The sequence below is a fragment of the Streptomyces sp. NPDC041940 genome, assembly GCF_055589465.1.
Window position 1 is genome coordinate 35,733 of the sequence record NZ_JBVJBP010000006.1, and the last position, 13,946, is coordinate 49,678.

The window sequence follows — 13,946 nt, forward strand, 5'->3', positions numbered from 1 at the left end:
GGTCAGTCCGGTCCCGGCACGGGGGCGCCGGAGGGCACCCCGGCCGCGACGTAGGCGGAGTACAGCTCCCGCCAGGGCGCGTCGGCCCCGGCATGGGGACCGGCGGTACGCTCGCCGCGCGCCGTCGCGTCCAGTGCGGTCAGGCACACTTCCCAGCCGGCGCCGTTGCGGGCGGCGGAGTCCTGGGCCTGGAGGACGTTGGTGAGCGTGAGGCGGGTGCGCCTGTCCTCGGTCTCCTCCAGGTCGAAGCGCAGTTCGTCCCCGCCCCATTCGAACGACAGGTGCCGGGGCGCGTCGACGGCGATGACCCGGCCCGTGGAGTCCGCCATGTGCGGGTCGCCGCTGAACCGGACCGTGCCGCCGGGGCGCAGCTCGATCTCGGCGCGGGAGGGGAACCAGCGCTCCAGTTCGTCCGGGTTGGTCACGAACTGCCAGACGCGGTCGACGGGGTGGTCGTAGGTGCGGGTGAAGCGGACGGCGGGGCGGCCGTCGTCCAGGGTCAGATAGGTGCCGGTGAGTTCGGCTGCCATGGGGGATCAGTCCTTCGGTGCGGGTGGTTCCGTGGTGTCCGGCGTCTCGTCGAGGCGGCGGCCCAGCGCGTCGAGGCGCTCGTTCCAGAGCTCGCGGTACGGGGCGAGCCAGGCGTCGAGCGCGGCGATCGGGCCGGGGTCGAGGGCGTAGACGCGGCGCTGCGCGTCCTGCCGTACCCGGACCAGGCCTGCCTCCCGCAGCACTCTCAGGTGCTTCGAGGTGCTCGGCTGGCTCAGTCCGCACGCCTCGACGATCTCACCGACGGCCCGGGGCCGCTCCAGGAGCAGCGCGACGATGCCCCGCCGGTGGGGGTCGGCGAGGGCGGTCCAGAGGGCGGCGTCGGACATTGCTCCAATATGCTCCCGCAGTTATATGCCTGTCAAGGAATACACCGCTTCAGGGCCACGTCGTGCCCGTGTCCGGTGGCGTGACTTCGCCGTACTCCGCGCGCACTTCCGTTGCTCCGCCGCGTAATTGGGTACCCCCGCCCCATGCGAATCAGCGTGGTGGATGTGGGATCGAAGACGGTCAGACTCGTCGTCTCGGACGCTCAGAACGGTGTGCCACTGCCGGTGCACACCTCGAAGTGGCGACTCAGGCTGTCGGAACAGGTCACACCGGGGGAACCCATCCCTGAGCAGGCGGTCGGACAGCTCGCCGACGCGGTCACCGAGGCGGGCAGGACCGCCACCCGGTGGGGCGCGGCCGGCCCGCTGGCCTTCGCGACCGCCGTGGTGCGCAACGCGCCGAACCGGCAGGAGGTGTTGCACACCGTCCGGGCCCGTACCGGTGTGGAGCTGTGCACCCTGCCGGGGGAGGTCGAGGCCGAGCTGACGTTTCTCGGTGCCCGGCGCTGGATGGGCTGGCGGTCGGGGCCGCTCGCCCTGCTCGACATCGGCGGCGGCTCACTGGAAGTCGCCTTCGGGCGCGGCCGGTTGCCCGACTTCGTGGCATCGCTGCCGCTGGGCGCGGGGCGGCTCACCCATGAGTTCTTCGAGGACGAGGACCCGCCGTCGCCGGAGCGGGTCCGGGCGCTGCGCCGCCGGGTCCGCCACCAACTGCGGGACGTCGCGGCGCGGATCCGCTGGGAGGGGCCGCGTACCGCGGTCGCCACCTCGCGCACGTTCCAGCAGCTGGGCCGGCTGTGCGGCGCCGCGCCCGGACGCCACGGCCCGTTCGTGGACCGGGAACTGCACCGCGCGGGGCTGCGGGAGGCGATCACGACGCTGGCCGCACTGCCCGCCGCCGAACGCGCGCGCCTGCCCGGCATCTCCGCGCCGCGGGCCGCGCAGAGTCTGGCCGGCGCGGTGGTGGCGCACACCGCGATGAAGCTGACCGGCATCAGGGCCGTCACGGTCTGCCCCTGGGCGATCCGCGAGGGCGTGCTGCTGCGCCACATCGAGGACGGCCCGTCCTGGTGGGCGGAGGTCAGCCGCCACAACGAGGAGACCGTCCCTCCTGACCCGGTGCCGCTGCGCATCGCCGCCGCGGCCAACTGATCACCAGGGCCGGAACCGGCACACCCAGCACAGAGAGGAGACCCTCATGTCCCACGACGAGAAGCCGGACACCTCCGGCGAGCGGCCCGAGACGGCCCTGGAGGAGGTCCTGCGCGAGATCGAGGACGCCGAGAACCGCACCGGGGACTCCGCCGGGCAGCGGCATCGCCGGGGCGAGGCCGGCGATGCCGTCACACCGAACGAGCGTGCGCAGGAGGAGTCGGAGGGAGAGTGACCCGGGCGGGTGGCCCGGCCCTGTCCGGGTACCCGGCGCGCATGGAGCATGACCGCGACGAACCGGGCCTGCCCACCCCGCGTGGCCCGCTGAGCAGGGGCGTCGAGGCGTATCTGCGCGGCGCGGGGCGGCTGCCCCGCCCCGAGGACATCGCCCGGGCCGAGGTGTACGGCGACGACCTCCAGCTCGCCCTGTACCTCTGCTACGAGCTGCACTACCGCGGCTTCACGGGCGTGGACCCGGAGCTGGAGTGGGACCCCGGCCTGCTGCGCACCCGGGCGGCCATGGAGCACCGCTTCCTGTCCGCGCTGCGCACCGACGCCCGGGTCCACGACAGCGTGGACGAGGCGCTGCGGGGCCTGCTGGTCGAGCCCGTCCACGGCACGGGCGTCACACACTTCCTGTGTGACGAGGGCGAACTGTGGCAGGTGCGCGAGTACGCGGCCCAGCGCTCCCTGTACCACCTCAAGGAGGCCGACCCGCACGCCTGGGTGCTGCCGCGGCTGTGGGGCCGGGCGAAGGCGGCGATGGCGGCGGTGGAGTTCGACGAGTGGGGCGGAGGCCGCGCCGACCGTGTGCACGCACGGCTGTACGCGGACCTGATGACGGATCTGGGCCTGGACACCACCTACGGCCGCTACCTCGACGCGGCGACCGCCGAGGCCCTGGTCACGGTGAACCTCATGTCCCTCTTCGGCCTGCACCGGGCCCTCCGGGGCGCCCTGGTCGGCCACTTCGCGACGGTCGAGATCACCTCGTCGCCCGGGTCGCGGCGGCTGGCCGAGGCGATGCGCCGCACGGGCGCCGGGCCCGCGGCCGAGCACTTCTACGACGAGCACGTCGAGGCCGACGCGGTGCACGAGCAGGTGGTGCGCCATGACGTCATCGGCGGTCTGCTGGAGCGGGAGCCGCACCTCGCCCCCGATGTCGCCTTCGGGATCGACGCCACCGAGTTCGTCGAGGACCGCTTCGGCACCGGGCTGCTCGCCGACTGGCGTGCGTCACGTTCGTCACTTCATGCACCGCTTTCCCAGGAGATGACCTATATCTCCTGATGGTCGGGGTACCCGACCGGCGTGAATCCACTGGCACCCCCGGGCGTCTACGCCCCACAGGACGACACCGAGCTGCTGGCGCGCGCCCTGTCCGACGAGCCGCTGCCCCCGGGCGCGGAGGTCCTCGACGTGGGCACCGGGACCGGCGCCCTGGGCCTGGCGGCCGCGCGCCGCGGTCTCCGTGTGACCGCTGTGGACGTGTCCCGGAGCGCCGTGTGGGCGACGCGGCTGAACGCCCGGCTGGCGGGGCTCCCCCTCCGCATCCGGCACGGGAACCTCTTCGAACCCGTGCGCGGGGAGTCGTTCGATCTGATCCTGGCCAATCCGCCGTACGTGCCGGCGCCGGAGGACGGGGGGAAGCCGCGCGGCGCGTCACGCGCCTGGGACGCGGGCCCCGACGGACGGCTGGTCGTCGACCGGATCTGCCGGGAGGCGCCCGCCCTGCTGCGTCCGGGCGGGGTGCTTCTGCTCGTGCAGTCGGCGCTCAGCGACCCGGAGCTGACCGTCGGGCGACTGCGCGCGTCCGGCCTGAAGGCCGCGGTGACCCGCCGGCACCGGATCACGTTCGGGCCGGTGCTGCGTGGCCGGGAACGCTGGCTGCGGCAGCGGGGACTGCTGTCCGCCACCGAGAACGAGGAAGAGCTGGTGGTCGTCCGTGCCGAACTCCCCGTCTGACCGGTCCGCGCCGCCCCGGCGCGTCACCGTCCAGCGCAAGGGCCCGCTCCTGGTGGAGGGCCCGGTGGAGGTGGAGCTGGAGGACGGCTCCGTCGTCCGCTCCGACCGCTTCCGCGTGGCCCTGTGCACCTGCCGCCGCAGCCGCCGCTACCCGTGGTGCGACACGAGCCACCGCGACCGGGCGTGACCCGGGGGGCCCGCCCCCGGAACAAAGCCCGGGGGCCGACGGGCGGCCCCACTCCGCCCGCCGGCCCCCTTGTACGAGATCGCGGATCCCCGCTGCGGCAACCCGGCTCCCCAGCAACGGGCCGCCTGTTTCACGGGAACCGCACGATCCCGGTCTCAGAACGCGAAGAGGCCCGAGCCGTGGGCGTTCTTCACGCAGTCGTTCGAGAAAGTGCGCTCATAGGAGACGCGCTTGCCCTGCCAGACACCGTCGACAGTGATGACCACGGGGTCGTACTGCTTGGTGCACATCACTCCGTCCCTGGCGGTCAGGGCGTCGATGTTCCCGCCGACGCCCAGTAGTTCCGCACAGGCCGAGCCGGCGACCGGGTGCGTGCCCCCGGGCTTCGGGGCACAGGTCAGGGTGACCGCGCGTTCCGGGGTCACGGCGATCGCGCTCTCACCGTGGCCCACCGTGAGAACGAGGGCCGACGGGGCGTAGAGCGCGGTGGGGGCCTGACCCGGACTGGCGAGCGCGGCCCCGGTGAGGGGTCCGCAGACGGCGGTGGCCGTCATGCCGAGGATCATGGCCCAGCGCGCGGTGTTCCGCATTGTGTGCATCCTTCCGCTCGATTACAGGGTGTGCCGATCCATGCTCGGTCGGTGCCGGATCGGCGAGCGCGAGTCTGCCGAGTCCACCGCCGAAACACACATCGACCCCACTGGTTTCAGTAACATTGCGTATTGAATCAGTGGCGTGAAGTTACGGAATCCGGACGGGCGAAGCCCGTAACCGCACGGCCTCCGGGAGCACGAAGCGGCCAGATGGCCGATTTCGGGCTGTTCGTTAATAGGCCTGAAACATTCCGATTCCGCTCTCAGCCGACCACTTCGCAACCCCTTGTGTTCATGCTCGGGTCGAGTAATCGTCATTACATGATTACGAATGAGCAGCGAGAGAAACTGCGCGGCTGGTTCGCCGGCCGCCTTCCCGACGACCTCTTCGAGGAACTGACCGAGCTCACGGTCGACCGCGAGGAGATCACCGTGATCGGCCGCGTCCCCGAACCCCGGCTGGCTCAGGACGCTCCGGACGCCGAACGGGAGGCGGCCCTGGAGAGCCGGGTGCAGGAGTTCCGGGAGCGCACCCGCGAGGACCGGATGGCCGTGGCCCGGGAGGCCGAGCACCGGTTCGGACGGAAGGTGTCCTGGGGTGTCCAGTGCGGTGACCGGCGCGCGCTCTTCACACACGTGGCCGCGCCGGTGATGACGCGGCTGCGCCAGCCGGAGCGCCAGGTCCTCGACACCCTGATCGCCGGCGGCGTCGCCCGCAGCCGCAGCGACGCGCTGGCCTGGTGCGTGCGACTGGTCCAGCGTCATACGGACGACTGGCTCGCGGAGTTGCGCGACTCCCTCGAACACGTGCAGCGGGTGCGGGCGCAGGGGCCGGACGCCGAGCCGGACCGCACGCCGCCCGCTGACGACGAGGAATGACCGAGGAGTGGAGGAATCGTCCAACAGGACCGCCGGGAATGGATGAACCGTCCTCTGGCGTCTCCCGCCCTTGATCGTTTACGGTCGGCAGACCCCCGAGGACGGCATCCGCGCGCCGCCGCACACCCCGGCGCCGGCGAGCGGCCGTCCGCCCAGCAGTCGCGTCACACCGCGCTCCGCCGCCCCACTCCCCGCTGGAGCCCTCTTGTCCTCGCCGGCCGAACGCCCCGCAGACGCCGACCGTCCCTCAGACGCGGACCATCCCTCCCCCGCCGCGTCTCCCCCGTCCCTGACGGAGGTCGAGACCCACGGCATCGACCGGATCCCCGACGCCGAGCGCTCCGCGACCCCGCTGGACCTGTTCCGGCTCGCCTTCGGCGGCGCCAACACCTTCTCCACCTGCGTCCTGGGCGCCTTCCCGATCCTGTTCGGCCTCTCCTTCTGGCAGGGCCTCGCGGCCACCCTCCTCGGGGTCGTCGCGGGCGCGCTGATCCTGTGTCCGATGGCGGTGTTCGGCCCGGTCAACGGCACCAACAACGCCGTCTCGTCGTCCGCGCACCTCGGTGTGCACGGCCGCGTGGTCGGTTCGTTCCTGTCCCTGCTGACGGCCGTCGCGTTCTTCTCCCTCTCGGTGTGGAGTTCCGGCGACGCCCTGGTCGGCGGCGCGCACCGGCTCTTCGGACTCGCCCGGGACGACCTGTCCTACGCCGTCGCCTACGCGCTGTTCGCGGTGCTGGTCCTCGCCGTGTGCGTGTACGGCTTCCGGTTCATGCTGTTCGTCAACAAGATCGCGGTGACCTCGGCGAGCGCACTGTTCCTGCTCGGCGCGGTGGCGTTCGCGGGGGACTTCGACCCGTCGTACGCGGGCGTCTTCACCGACTCGGCGGACGCGGCGACGACGGACCTGTTCTGGCCGTCGTTCATCGGGGCGGCGCTGATCGTGCTGTCGAACCCGGTGTCGTTCGGGGCGTTCCTCGGTGACTGGTCGCGCTACATCCCGGCGAGCGCCCCGCGCCGGAGGGTGGTCGGGGCCGCGTTCCTGTCGCAGCTCGCGACGCTGCTGCCGTTCCTGTTCGGCCTGACGACCGCCAGCATCATCGCGGACAAGGCGCCGGACTACGTCGACCCGGCGGCCCCCGACTTCGTGGGCGGGCTGCTCGCGATCTCCCCGGGCTGGTTCTTCCTGCCGGTCTGCCTGCTGGCGCTGATCGGCGGCATGGCGACGGGCACGACGGCGCTGTACGGCACCGGGCTCGACTTCTCGTCCGTGTTCCCGAGGCTGTCCCGGGTCCGGGCGACGCTGCTGGTCGGCGCGTTGTCGATCGCGTTCATCTTCGCCGGCCGGTTCGGGCTCGACCTCGTACGCTCCATCTCGACCTTCGCCACGATGATCATCACCTGCACCACGCCGTGGATGGTCGTGATGATGCTGGGCTACTGGACGCGGCGCGGATGGTACGACCCGGAGGCGCTCCAGGTCTTCAACCGCCGTCAGCGCGGCGGCCGTTACTGGTTCGCGCACGGCTGGAACTGGCGGGGCATGACCGCCTGGTGGGTGGCGGCCGTGCTCGGCGTGCTCTTCACCAACATCCCCGGGCAGTTCGTCGGCCCGCTCGGCGGTCTGGCGGGCGGTGTCGACATCAGCCTGCCGCTGTCGCTCGCCGTGGCAGCGGTGCTGTTCCTGGCGCTGCTGTGGCTGTTCCCCGAACCCCGGGCGGTGTACGGCCCCGAGGGCGCCCGGCTGGCCCGGACCGTCGAGGTGCCGGTGCCGCCGATCACGGGGCCCGGCGCCGAGGGGGCGTTGTCGGACCCCTCGGCTACGTTGCCGGCATGACGAACTTCGTACTGGTGGCGGGGACATGGCTCGGGGCGTGGGCGTGGGACGAGGTGGCGGGCGAGTTGCGCGCCGCCGGGCACGACGTGCATGCCGTGACGCTGTCGGGCCTCGCCGAGAAACAAGGGCTGCCGGCGGGGCAGCAGACGCACGTGCGGGACATCGTCGACGAGGTCGAGCGGCTCGAGCTGCGGGACGTCGTCCTGGTCGGGCACAGCTACGCGGGCGTCCCGGTCGGGCAGGCGGCCGAGCGGATCGGTGACCGGCTGCGGCGTGTGGTGTTCGTCGACGCCATGGTCCCGGTCGACGGTGAGCCGGCCCTCTCGGGCTGGCCGAGCGAGCCGGTGCGGGAGGCGATCGCCGCGAGCGGCTTCTGGCCGCCGCTGACCGCGCCCGACTACGCGGGACAGGATCTGACGGACGAGCAGATCGCCCGGATCGTGAACGGCTCGACCCCGCACCCGGGGGCCACGGCGACCGAACCGGCCGTGCTGCGGGGTGACCTCGGCGCGCTTCCGGTGACGTACGTCAAGTGCCTGCTCGACGGCGAGGAGCCGATGCCCGTGGTGGCCGAGCTGCTCAAGAGCGAGTGCTGGGAGCTGATCGAGCTGGACACCGGCCACTGGCCGATGTTCTCCAGGCCGCGCGAACTTGCACGCGTCCTGCACGAGTCGGCGACCCGGCCCTGATCACTCCCGTCCTGCCTACCGGTCGGTATGGTCGGCGTACTGCGCGTTCTCAGCGACGAGAGGCGGGACGGACGACATGGCGAAGCACTGGGCCGACTTCCAGTACGAGATCTATCTCAACGGGATGACTGGTGCCGTGCCGCGCCTGCCCACCGATCTGACCCGGCTGGAGGAGCTGACCGAACAGCGGCTCGGGCCCGGCCCGGTCGGCTATGTGGCGGGCAGCGCGGGCGACGGCAGCACCGCCCGCGCCAACCGGGCGGCCCTGGAGCGTCGCCGGATCGTGCCGCGCATGCTGCGGGACGTGCACGCACGGGATCTGTCGGTCGAGGTGCTGGGCCGCGCCCTGCCCGCCCCGCTGGCGCTGGCGCCGGTCGGCGTGCTGTCGATCATGCACCCGGACGCCGAACCCGCCGCCGCCCGGGCCGCCGCGGCGCAGGGCGTGCCGTACATCCTGTCGTCCGCGTCGAGCACGCCCATGGAGCAGGTCGCCGAGGCGATGGGCGACGCCGAGCGGTGGTTCCAGCTGTACTGGCCCAAGGACCCGGAAGTGGCCCGCAGTTTCCTGAACCGGGCGAAGGCGGCCGGGTTCAGCGTGCTCGTCGTCACCCTGGACACCCAGCTGCTGTCGTGGCGGCCCCGCGATCTCGACCAGGCGTATCTGCCCTTCCTGCACGGCGTCGGCACGGCCAACTACTTCTCGGACCCGGCCTTCCAGGCCGGTCTGGCCAAGCCGGTGCACGAGGACCCGAACGCGGCCGTGATGCACTTCGTCGGCATGTTCTCCGACCCGGCCAAGTCCTGGCCGGACCTGGCGTTCCTGCGGGAGAACTGGGACGGCCCGATCGTCCTCAAGGGCGTCCTGCACCCGGACGACGCGCGGCTGGCCGCGGAGGCGGGCATGGACGGCGTCGTCGTCTCCAACCACGGCGGCCGCCAGGTGGCCGGGTCCGTGGCCGCCGCCGACGCGCTGCCCCGTGTCGTGGACGCCGTCGGCGACCGGCTCACCGTCCTCTTCGACAGCGGCGTCCGCACCGGCGACGACATCTTCAAGGCCCTCGCGCTGGGCGCGCGGGCGGTGCTCGTGGGACGCCCGTACGTCTACGGTCTCGGCCTCGACGGACAGCCCGGCGTCGAACACGTCATCCGCTGCCTGCTGGCCGAACTCGACCTCACCCTGGCCCTGTCGGGCCATGCCACGCCTTCGACGGTCGGTCCGGCCGATCTGACGGAGGAGCCGGTCTGAGGCGTGGGCGGGGGCGAGGCCGAGTGCACCGCTCGGCCGTTCAGCGGTTCGGCGCTGTCACCTGCCGTGCGGTCGGGACGGGCTCCTCCGCGATCGACAGGGCGCCCGCGGCCGTGGGCACGGGCTCCGGCTGCCAGCGCTGTTCGTCGGACCGGTCGCGGACCTTGACGACGATGTCGGCGTCCGGGTCGTCGTTGGTGGAGGAGAGGGCGAGCTGCTCGTCCCAGCGTGGCAGCAACTCCCCTTGCACGGTGAGGTCGTAGCGCACGTCCTCACCCCGCTCGGCGTCCTCCTCGGCGCAGGTGCCGAGGACGACGACACCGGCGTCCTTGTGCGAGTCCAGGCACAGCCCGGGATCCGCGACGCTGCGCAGCAGCCCGTCGTTCTCGTACGTCCACTGCTGGGTCCACGCCGTCGAGCACGAGGCCAGTTTCGCCCCGGAGCCCTCCTTCGGCAGGTCCCGGATGTCGAGGCACAGGTCGGCGCCCGCGTTGCGCAGCCGCGTCACGCCCGGGGCCGTCGGCAGTACGGCCGTGTCCGGCGGTGTCGCGGACCCGCCGCCGTTGCCGCCGGCGGCGCTGTTGGAGCCCGCCGGGTCGGCCTGGCCGCCGTCGTACGACGACGCGCTGATGATGAGCACCGTCGCCAGCACCCCGGCCGACACCGCTCCGACGCCCGAGAGCAGCGCCCGGGAGGACCGCAGCGCGTCCGGGATCCGGACGCCCGGGACCCGGCGGGCGGGCATGGGGATCCGGGACAGCAGACGGTGGCGCGCGTTCCCGGACCGTCCGCCGCCGCGCCGGCCGCCGCGACCGCCGCGCGTACCGTGCGCGGCCCGGCCCGGACGCGAGTCGAGGTAGCGGCGCGCGCCCCAGCCGAGCACCGCTTCGGCGATCAACGGGCCGAGAGTGCCCTCGAAATGGCTCAGTTGTTCGGCGGCGTTCCGGCAGTAGCGGCACTCCGCCAGATGCTGCTGCACGTCCGGCAGCAGTGCGCCGCCCCGGCGGATCGGGACGTCGAGGAGGCGGTTGTAGAACCGGCAATCATGGGTCGGCGCGAGTTCGCGATGGGCATGTACACAACCTTCACGGAATTTGTCACGCGCCTGTTCGAGGGCGGCCGACGCGATGTCGGTGTCCATGCCCAGCAGGCCGGCGGGGACGCTTAAAGGATCTGCCTCGACCTCGACATGCCAGAGCAAACAGCGCGCGGCTGCGGGAAGTGCCTGGAATGCCCGCTCCGCGAGTGCCCGGTTTTCGGGCGTCATGGACGTCGCCGCGCGCAGCCCCCGCCCTCCGGCCGGTTTCTGCAGCGCCGGCAGTACGGCGGATATTCGATCGTCGCCGGACCACTCGCTGATCGTGTCGCGCACGGTCACCAGAAGGACCGGGCGCAGCGCGACGGCCGAGTCGCCGAAGGCGACGCGGTTGAGGGTCCGGTGGAATGCGGTCCCGGTGACCATGGCGGCGACCTGCGCCGACGAGGCGAGACAGATGACCGCGTAGTCGTGCACCGGCTGCCAGTGCCGCGCCGTCAGCATCGCGACGGAATGGGCGGCGACCTCGCCCTCCGGGGTGCCTCTCAGCGGGGCGGCGAGTGATTCATCGGATTCCCCGGGATCCCCGCCGGGCGGGGGATACGCGGGACGAGGGGGGTGGGGGGTGGGCACTGAGATGGTTCCTTCCCACGCGCAGGTGACACACAGAAGTCCTGCCGCCGAAAAAGGAGCCCGGTTGGTGCGAACCTTTTCTGGCGCGGCGCGGGAGGTGCGAATTCACCGGCGGCGAATCGGACCCGGTCCACAAATCACGTGCGACACCCGGCCATTCCCCCCGCACGTGTGTTTCACTCTTGCACAACCCCCACACGACCAACAAGGCGCCCGTGCAACATCCGGCCCATTGACAGAAAGTCAGAAACGGGGAACGCGCGTTCATCGCTCGCACCCGTTTTCGACATTTCCGTGCGCCCTGTGTGAATCGGGTCAGATCTGCCAGGACCGCAGCCGGTCCGCCGCGCCGTAGACGTCGGTCGTGTGGGACATCAGGTCGCGGGCGAGGTCGACGAGGGCGCCGTAGGGCGGGTCGATGCCGACGCCGCTGACGAACATGTACGCCACGGCCGTCGCACAGGCGAAGCGTGCGTTGGCCGCGGGCAGCGGCCGGAGCACGGCGAGGGTGTGCAGCAGCGCGGCGGCCCGCCAGGCCGGGTCGGAGTTCACCCCGAGGCGCGGCGGGTCCACACGGTGCCGGGCGACGGCGGCGACCAGCGCGGAGAAGTCGTTGACGGTGGGCTGGTCCGGCAGGACCTCCTCATGGCGCTGCAGCAGCCACGGCACGTCGATATGGATGACGGGTGCCATCGGTCAGGCGGCCCGCCCCTCGTCCTTCGCGGGCTGTTCGTCGTCGGGGAAGGCGGCGGCGAACTCGTCGGCGTGGGTCGCGAAGAACCTGCGGAAGGCCTCCGCGCCCTCCTGGAGCGCCCGGTGGCGCGCTATGTCGGCCGCGGCCGCCTCCCGCACGAGCGCCTTCATCGACGTACCGCGCTCCTTGGCGATCTGCCGCAGGTCCTCAAGTTCGCGGTCGCTGAACTCCACGTTGAGAGCTGGCATGCCCTCAAGGTACCGCTCGGGTACTGACTCGTAAATATCACCAGGTCAGAGAGGAATCTGACGGTACCGGGCAGCGGGTGCACCCCGGCGATGTCACATTCCGGGTCCCCGCCCCGGTCTCAGTGGTGAACCGTCTCCGGGAGGACCACGCATGACCGAGATCACCACACCCGGCACCGGCGCCCCGGTCGACGAGGCGACCGGGGTGTTCGTCGACCATCGCGAGCTGCTGTTCGGCGTCGTCTACAACATGCTCGGCAGTGTCGCCGACACCGAGGACGTCCTGCAGGAGACCTGGCTGTCCTGGACGGCCCGCGGCGGCGGCGCTCCCCTGGCCGGCGTCGACAACCCCCGCGCCTATCTCGTGCGGGTGGCGGTCAACCACGCGCTGCGCCGCCGTGCCACGATCAGCCGCAGGCGGGAGACGTACGTCGGCGAATGGCTGCCCGAGCCCCTGGTCGCCGAGGGCGAGGCCGACACCGCCGACGGGCCCGCCCTGCGCTCCGAGTCGGTGTCGCTGGCGATGCTGGTGGTCCTGGAGTCGCTGACCCCGCTGGAGCGGGCCGTGTTCGTCCTGGGCGAGGTGTTCGGCTACCCGCACGCCGAGATCGCGGAGGTCATCGACCGCTCCCCCGCCGCCGTACGGCAGTTGGCGCACCGGGCCCGGGAGCATGTGCACGCGCGGCGGCCGCGCTACGAGGCGCATCCGCGGGTGCGGCGGGAGGCGACCGAGCGGTTCGTGCGGGCGGCGCTCGGCGGGGACATCGCCGCGCTGATGGAGGTCCTCGCGCCGGACGTCACGGCGTGGACGGACGCCGGCGGCAAACGCAGGCCGGCGAGCCTGCGCCCGGTGCACGGCCGGGACAAGGTGGCCCGCCTGCTCACCTCCGGGCGCGGCGGTCCGCGCAACCCCGTCTGGCGCTACCGCCGCGTCAACGGCGACGACGCCGCCGTGCTGTTCGACGGGGACGCGCCGTTCGCCGTCCTGGTGCTGGACCTCACCCCGGAGGGCGACCGGGTGCGCGGCATCTATGTCGTGGCCAATCCGGACAAGCTCGCCCACGTGCCCAGGGAGGAGGCGTGAACGTCCGGTGCCGGCCGCTCAGGAACGGGCGCGGCAGAACTCCCGGACCGTCCGGTTGAAGGCCTCCGGGGCTTCGATGTTGCTGAGGTGCCCGATGCCCGGCAGCACGACCAGCGTGGCGTGCGGGATCGCCGCCAGGAACGGGTGGGCCACCTGCTCCACCGGGGAACGCGTGTCGAGCTCGCCCCAGAGCAGGAGCGTCTCCACCGTGATCGTGGGCAGCAGGTCACGCTGGTCGGCCTCGGCCATGACGGTGAGCTCGGTCCGCATGGTCTGGGGGCGGGTGTCGGCCGACATCACGGACATCAGGCGTACGGCTTCGGCGGGCGGCCGGCCCGCGAACAGGCCCGGCATGGTCGGCGCGAAGTCCTCGGCCGGGACCGCCAGCAGCCGCTCGGCCCCCTCGACCCGTGCCCGCACCTCGGCCGCGGGCAGCGAGCCCTTCCAGCCGGCGTAGGTGTCGACGAGGAGCAGCGTCCTGACGAGGTCGGAGTGGTGCCGGTAGAGCTCCAGCACGATGGTCCCGCCCCAGGACAGGCCCAGGACGTGGGCCGGGCCGAGGCCCACGTCCTTGACGACCGCCGCCAGGCAGCGGGCGTAGTCGGCGAGGGTGAAGGAGGGCGGTACGTCGGAGGAGCGGCCGGTCCCCGGTTCGTCCCAGGCCACCACGGTGAACGCGTCGGCCAGGTCGGCGACCTGGCCACGCCAGAGGCGGGCGTCCGCGGTGGCGCCGTGCACGAGCACCAGGGGCGGGCCCGAGCCCACCCGGTCGTAGGCGACCTCGATGCCGTCTACCCGCACCGCGTGCATGTGACCAGGCTACGCGCG

The 13,946-nt window shown here is 72.3% G+C and carries 17 protein-coding genes; 10 read left to right on the forward strand and 7 right to left on the reverse strand.

The features are described 5' to 3' along the window. Nucleotides 1-2 precede the first annotated feature (2 nt). Together ACZ6I3_RS12690 and ACZ6I3_RS12695 are read right to left on the reverse strand one after the other, a co-directional pair. Nucleotides 3-530, reverse strand: coding sequence for an SRPBCC family protein (locus ACZ6I3_RS12690; RefSeq protein ID WP_469414128.1), 528 nt, complete (start codon nt 528-530; stop codon nt 3-5). A gap of 6 nt (nt 531-536) precedes the next feature. After that, entirely contained in the window at nt 537-878 is a 342-nt protein-coding gene (locus tag ACZ6I3_RS12695) for an ArsR/SmtB family transcription factor (RefSeq protein ID WP_469414129.1), read from the reverse strand. Between the two features lie 144 nt (nt 879-1,022). On the opposite strand from ACZ6I3_RS12695, the gene ACZ6I3_RS12700 reads away from it, so the two are divergent. From ACZ6I3_RS12700 to ACZ6I3_RS12720, 5 genes are read left to right on the forward strand one after another with little or no spacing between them, the layout of a single operon-like run. Further along, the gene (locus ACZ6I3_RS12700; RefSeq protein ID WP_469414131.1) at nt 1,023-2,030 is read left to right on the forward strand and encodes a Ppx/GppA family phosphatase; all 1,008 of its coding nucleotides are present in this window, start codon (nt 1,023-1,025) and stop codon (nt 2,028-2,030) included. 46 nt (nt 2,031-2,076) lie between these two features. Further along, entirely contained in the window at nt 2,077-2,265 is a 189-nt protein-coding gene (locus ACZ6I3_RS12705) for a hypothetical protein (protein ID WP_469414132.1), read from the forward strand. A gap of 41 nt (nt 2,266-2,306) precedes the next feature. After that, complete coding sequence (locus ACZ6I3_RS12710) at nt 2,307-3,320, forward strand: iron-containing redox enzyme family protein (RefSeq protein WP_469414134.1); 1,014 nt, start codon at nt 2,307-2,309, stop codon at nt 3,318-3,320. A 21-nt stretch (nt 3,321-3,341) separates the two neighbouring features. Further along, entirely contained in the window at nt 3,342-3,995 is a 654-nt protein-coding gene (locus ACZ6I3_RS12715) for a HemK2/MTQ2 family protein methyltransferase (RefSeq protein ID WP_469414136.1), read from the forward strand. Continuing rightward, the gene (locus tag ACZ6I3_RS12720) at nt 3,976-4,182 is read left to right on the forward strand and encodes a CDGSH iron-sulfur domain-containing protein (protein WP_184587059.1); all 207 of its coding nucleotides are present in this window, start codon (nt 3,976-3,978) and stop codon (nt 4,180-4,182) included. The genes ACZ6I3_RS12715 and ACZ6I3_RS12720 overlap by 20 nt, the downstream gene beginning before the upstream one ends. Before the next feature lie 155 nt (nt 4,183-4,337). Here ACZ6I3_RS12720 and ACZ6I3_RS12725 read toward each other — a convergent pair whose 3' ends face one another. After that, a complete protein-coding gene (locus tag ACZ6I3_RS12725; protein ID WP_469414138.1) occupies nt 4,338-4,772 on the reverse strand; it encodes a protease inhibitor in 435 nt (144 codons plus the stop codon). 324 nt (nt 4,773-5,096) lie between these two features. On the opposite strand from ACZ6I3_RS12725, the gene ACZ6I3_RS12730 reads away from it, so the two are divergent. The 4 genes from ACZ6I3_RS12730 to ACZ6I3_RS12745 all read left to right on the forward strand — a co-directional run bounded on the left by ACZ6I3_RS12730 (nt 5,097) and on the right by ACZ6I3_RS12745 (nt 9,423). After that, nucleotides 5,097-5,654 carry a hypothetical protein gene (locus tag ACZ6I3_RS12730; RefSeq protein WP_469414139.1) on the forward strand — a complete coding sequence of 186 codons (558 nt, stop codon included), beginning with the start codon at nt 5,097-5,099 and terminating at the stop codon, nt 5,652-5,654. A gap of 205 nt (nt 5,655-5,859) precedes the next feature. Then, entirely contained in the window at nt 5,860-7,488 is a 1,629-nt protein-coding gene (locus ACZ6I3_RS12735; protein WP_469414141.1) for a purine-cytosine permease family protein, read from the forward strand. Beyond that, nucleotides 7,485-8,177, forward strand: coding sequence for an alpha/beta fold hydrolase (locus ACZ6I3_RS12740; RefSeq protein WP_469414143.1), 693 nt, complete (start codon nt 7,485-7,487; stop codon nt 8,175-8,177). The genes ACZ6I3_RS12735 and ACZ6I3_RS12740 overlap by 4 nt, the downstream gene beginning before the upstream one ends. A gap of 76 nt (nt 8,178-8,253) precedes the next feature. Continuing rightward, the gene (locus tag ACZ6I3_RS12745) at nt 8,254-9,423 is read left to right on the forward strand and encodes a lactate 2-monooxygenase (protein WP_469414145.1); all 1,170 of its coding nucleotides are present in this window, start codon (nt 8,254-8,256) and stop codon (nt 9,421-9,423) included. Nucleotides 9,424-9,463: 40 nt separating this feature from the next. Here ACZ6I3_RS12745 and ACZ6I3_RS12750 read toward each other — a convergent pair whose 3' ends face one another. From ACZ6I3_RS12750 to ACZ6I3_RS12760, 3 genes are all read right to left on the reverse strand, one after another. Further along, complete coding sequence (locus ACZ6I3_RS12750) at nt 9,464-11,092, reverse strand: RICIN domain-containing protein (RefSeq protein WP_469414147.1); 1,629 nt, start codon at nt 11,090-11,092, stop codon at nt 9,464-9,466. 315 nt (nt 11,093-11,407) lie between these two features. Next, nucleotides 11,408-11,785: a toxin Doc gene (locus ACZ6I3_RS12755; RefSeq protein WP_469414149.1), complete on the reverse strand. Its 378-nt coding sequence runs from the start codon at nt 11,783-11,785 to the stop codon at nt 11,408-11,410. Nucleotides 11,786-11,788: 3 nt separating this feature from the next. Further along, on the reverse strand, nt 11,789-12,034 hold the full coding sequence (locus ACZ6I3_RS12760; RefSeq protein ID WP_469414150.1) for a hypothetical protein: 246 nt from the start codon (nt 12,032-12,034) through the stop codon (nt 11,789-11,791). Between the two features lie 151 nt (nt 12,035-12,185). Between ACZ6I3_RS12760 and sigJ the strand changes: the two genes are divergently transcribed. Next, the gene (gene sigJ, locus ACZ6I3_RS12765) at nt 12,186-13,118 is read left to right on the forward strand and encodes an RNA polymerase sigma factor SigJ (protein WP_469414151.1); all 933 of its coding nucleotides are present in this window, start codon (nt 12,186-12,188) and stop codon (nt 13,116-13,118) included. A gap of 18 nt (nt 13,119-13,136) precedes the next feature. Here sigJ and ACZ6I3_RS12770 read toward each other — a convergent pair whose 3' ends face one another. Beyond that, the gene (locus ACZ6I3_RS12770; protein ID WP_469414152.1) at nt 13,137-13,928 is read right to left on the reverse strand and encodes an alpha/beta fold hydrolase; all 792 of its coding nucleotides are present in this window, start codon (nt 13,926-13,928) and stop codon (nt 13,137-13,139) included. Between the last annotated feature and the right edge of the window lie 18 nt (nt 13,929-13,946).

What these genes read in the sequence shown, in the direction of transcription:
- ACZ6I3_RS12690 (WP_469414128.1), bottom strand. Translation starts at nt 530, where the DNA reads ATGGCAGCCGAACTCACCGGCACCTATCTGACCCTGGACGACGGCCGC.
- ACZ6I3_RS12695 (WP_469414129.1), bottom strand. Translation starts at nt 878, where the DNA reads ATGTCCGACGCCGCCCTCTGGACCGCCCTCGCCGACCCCCACCGGCGG.
- ACZ6I3_RS12700 (WP_469414131.1), top strand. Translation starts at nt 1,023, where the DNA reads ATGCGAATCAGCGTGGTGGATGTGGGATCGAAGACGGTCAGACTCGTC.
- ACZ6I3_RS12705 (WP_469414132.1), top strand. Translation starts at nt 2,077, where the DNA reads ATGTCCCACGACGAGAAGCCGGACACCTCCGGCGAGCGGCCCGAGACG.
- ACZ6I3_RS12710 (WP_469414134.1), top strand. Translation starts at nt 2,307, where the DNA reads ATGGAGCATGACCGCGACGAACCGGGCCTGCCCACCCCGCGTGGCCCG.
- ACZ6I3_RS12725 (WP_469414138.1), bottom strand. Translation starts at nt 4,772, where the DNA reads ATGCGGAACACCGCGCGCTGGGCCATGATCCTCGGCATGACGGCCACC.
- ACZ6I3_RS12730 (WP_469414139.1), top strand. Translation starts at nt 5,097, where the DNA reads ATGATTACGAATGAGCAGCGAGAGAAACTGCGCGGCTGGTTCGCCGGC.
- ACZ6I3_RS12740 (WP_469414143.1), top strand. Translation starts at nt 7,485, where the DNA reads ATGACGAACTTCGTACTGGTGGCGGGGACATGGCTCGGGGCGTGGGCG.
- ACZ6I3_RS12745 (WP_469414145.1), top strand. Translation starts at nt 8,254, where the DNA reads ATGGCGAAGCACTGGGCCGACTTCCAGTACGAGATCTATCTCAACGGG.
- ACZ6I3_RS12755 (WP_469414149.1), bottom strand. Translation starts at nt 11,785, where the DNA reads ATGGCACCCGTCATCCATATCGACGTGCCGTGGCTGCTGCAGCGCCAT.
- ACZ6I3_RS12760 (WP_469414150.1), bottom strand. Translation starts at nt 12,034, where the DNA reads ATGCCAGCTCTCAACGTGGAGTTCAGCGACCGCGAACTTGAGGACCTG.
- sigJ (WP_469414151.1), top strand. Translation starts at nt 12,186, where the DNA reads ATGACCGAGATCACCACACCCGGCACCGGCGCCCCGGTCGACGAGGCG.
- ACZ6I3_RS12770 (WP_469414152.1), bottom strand. Translation starts at nt 13,928, where the DNA reads ATGCACGCGGTGCGGGTAGACGGCATCGAGGTCGCCTACGACCGGGTG.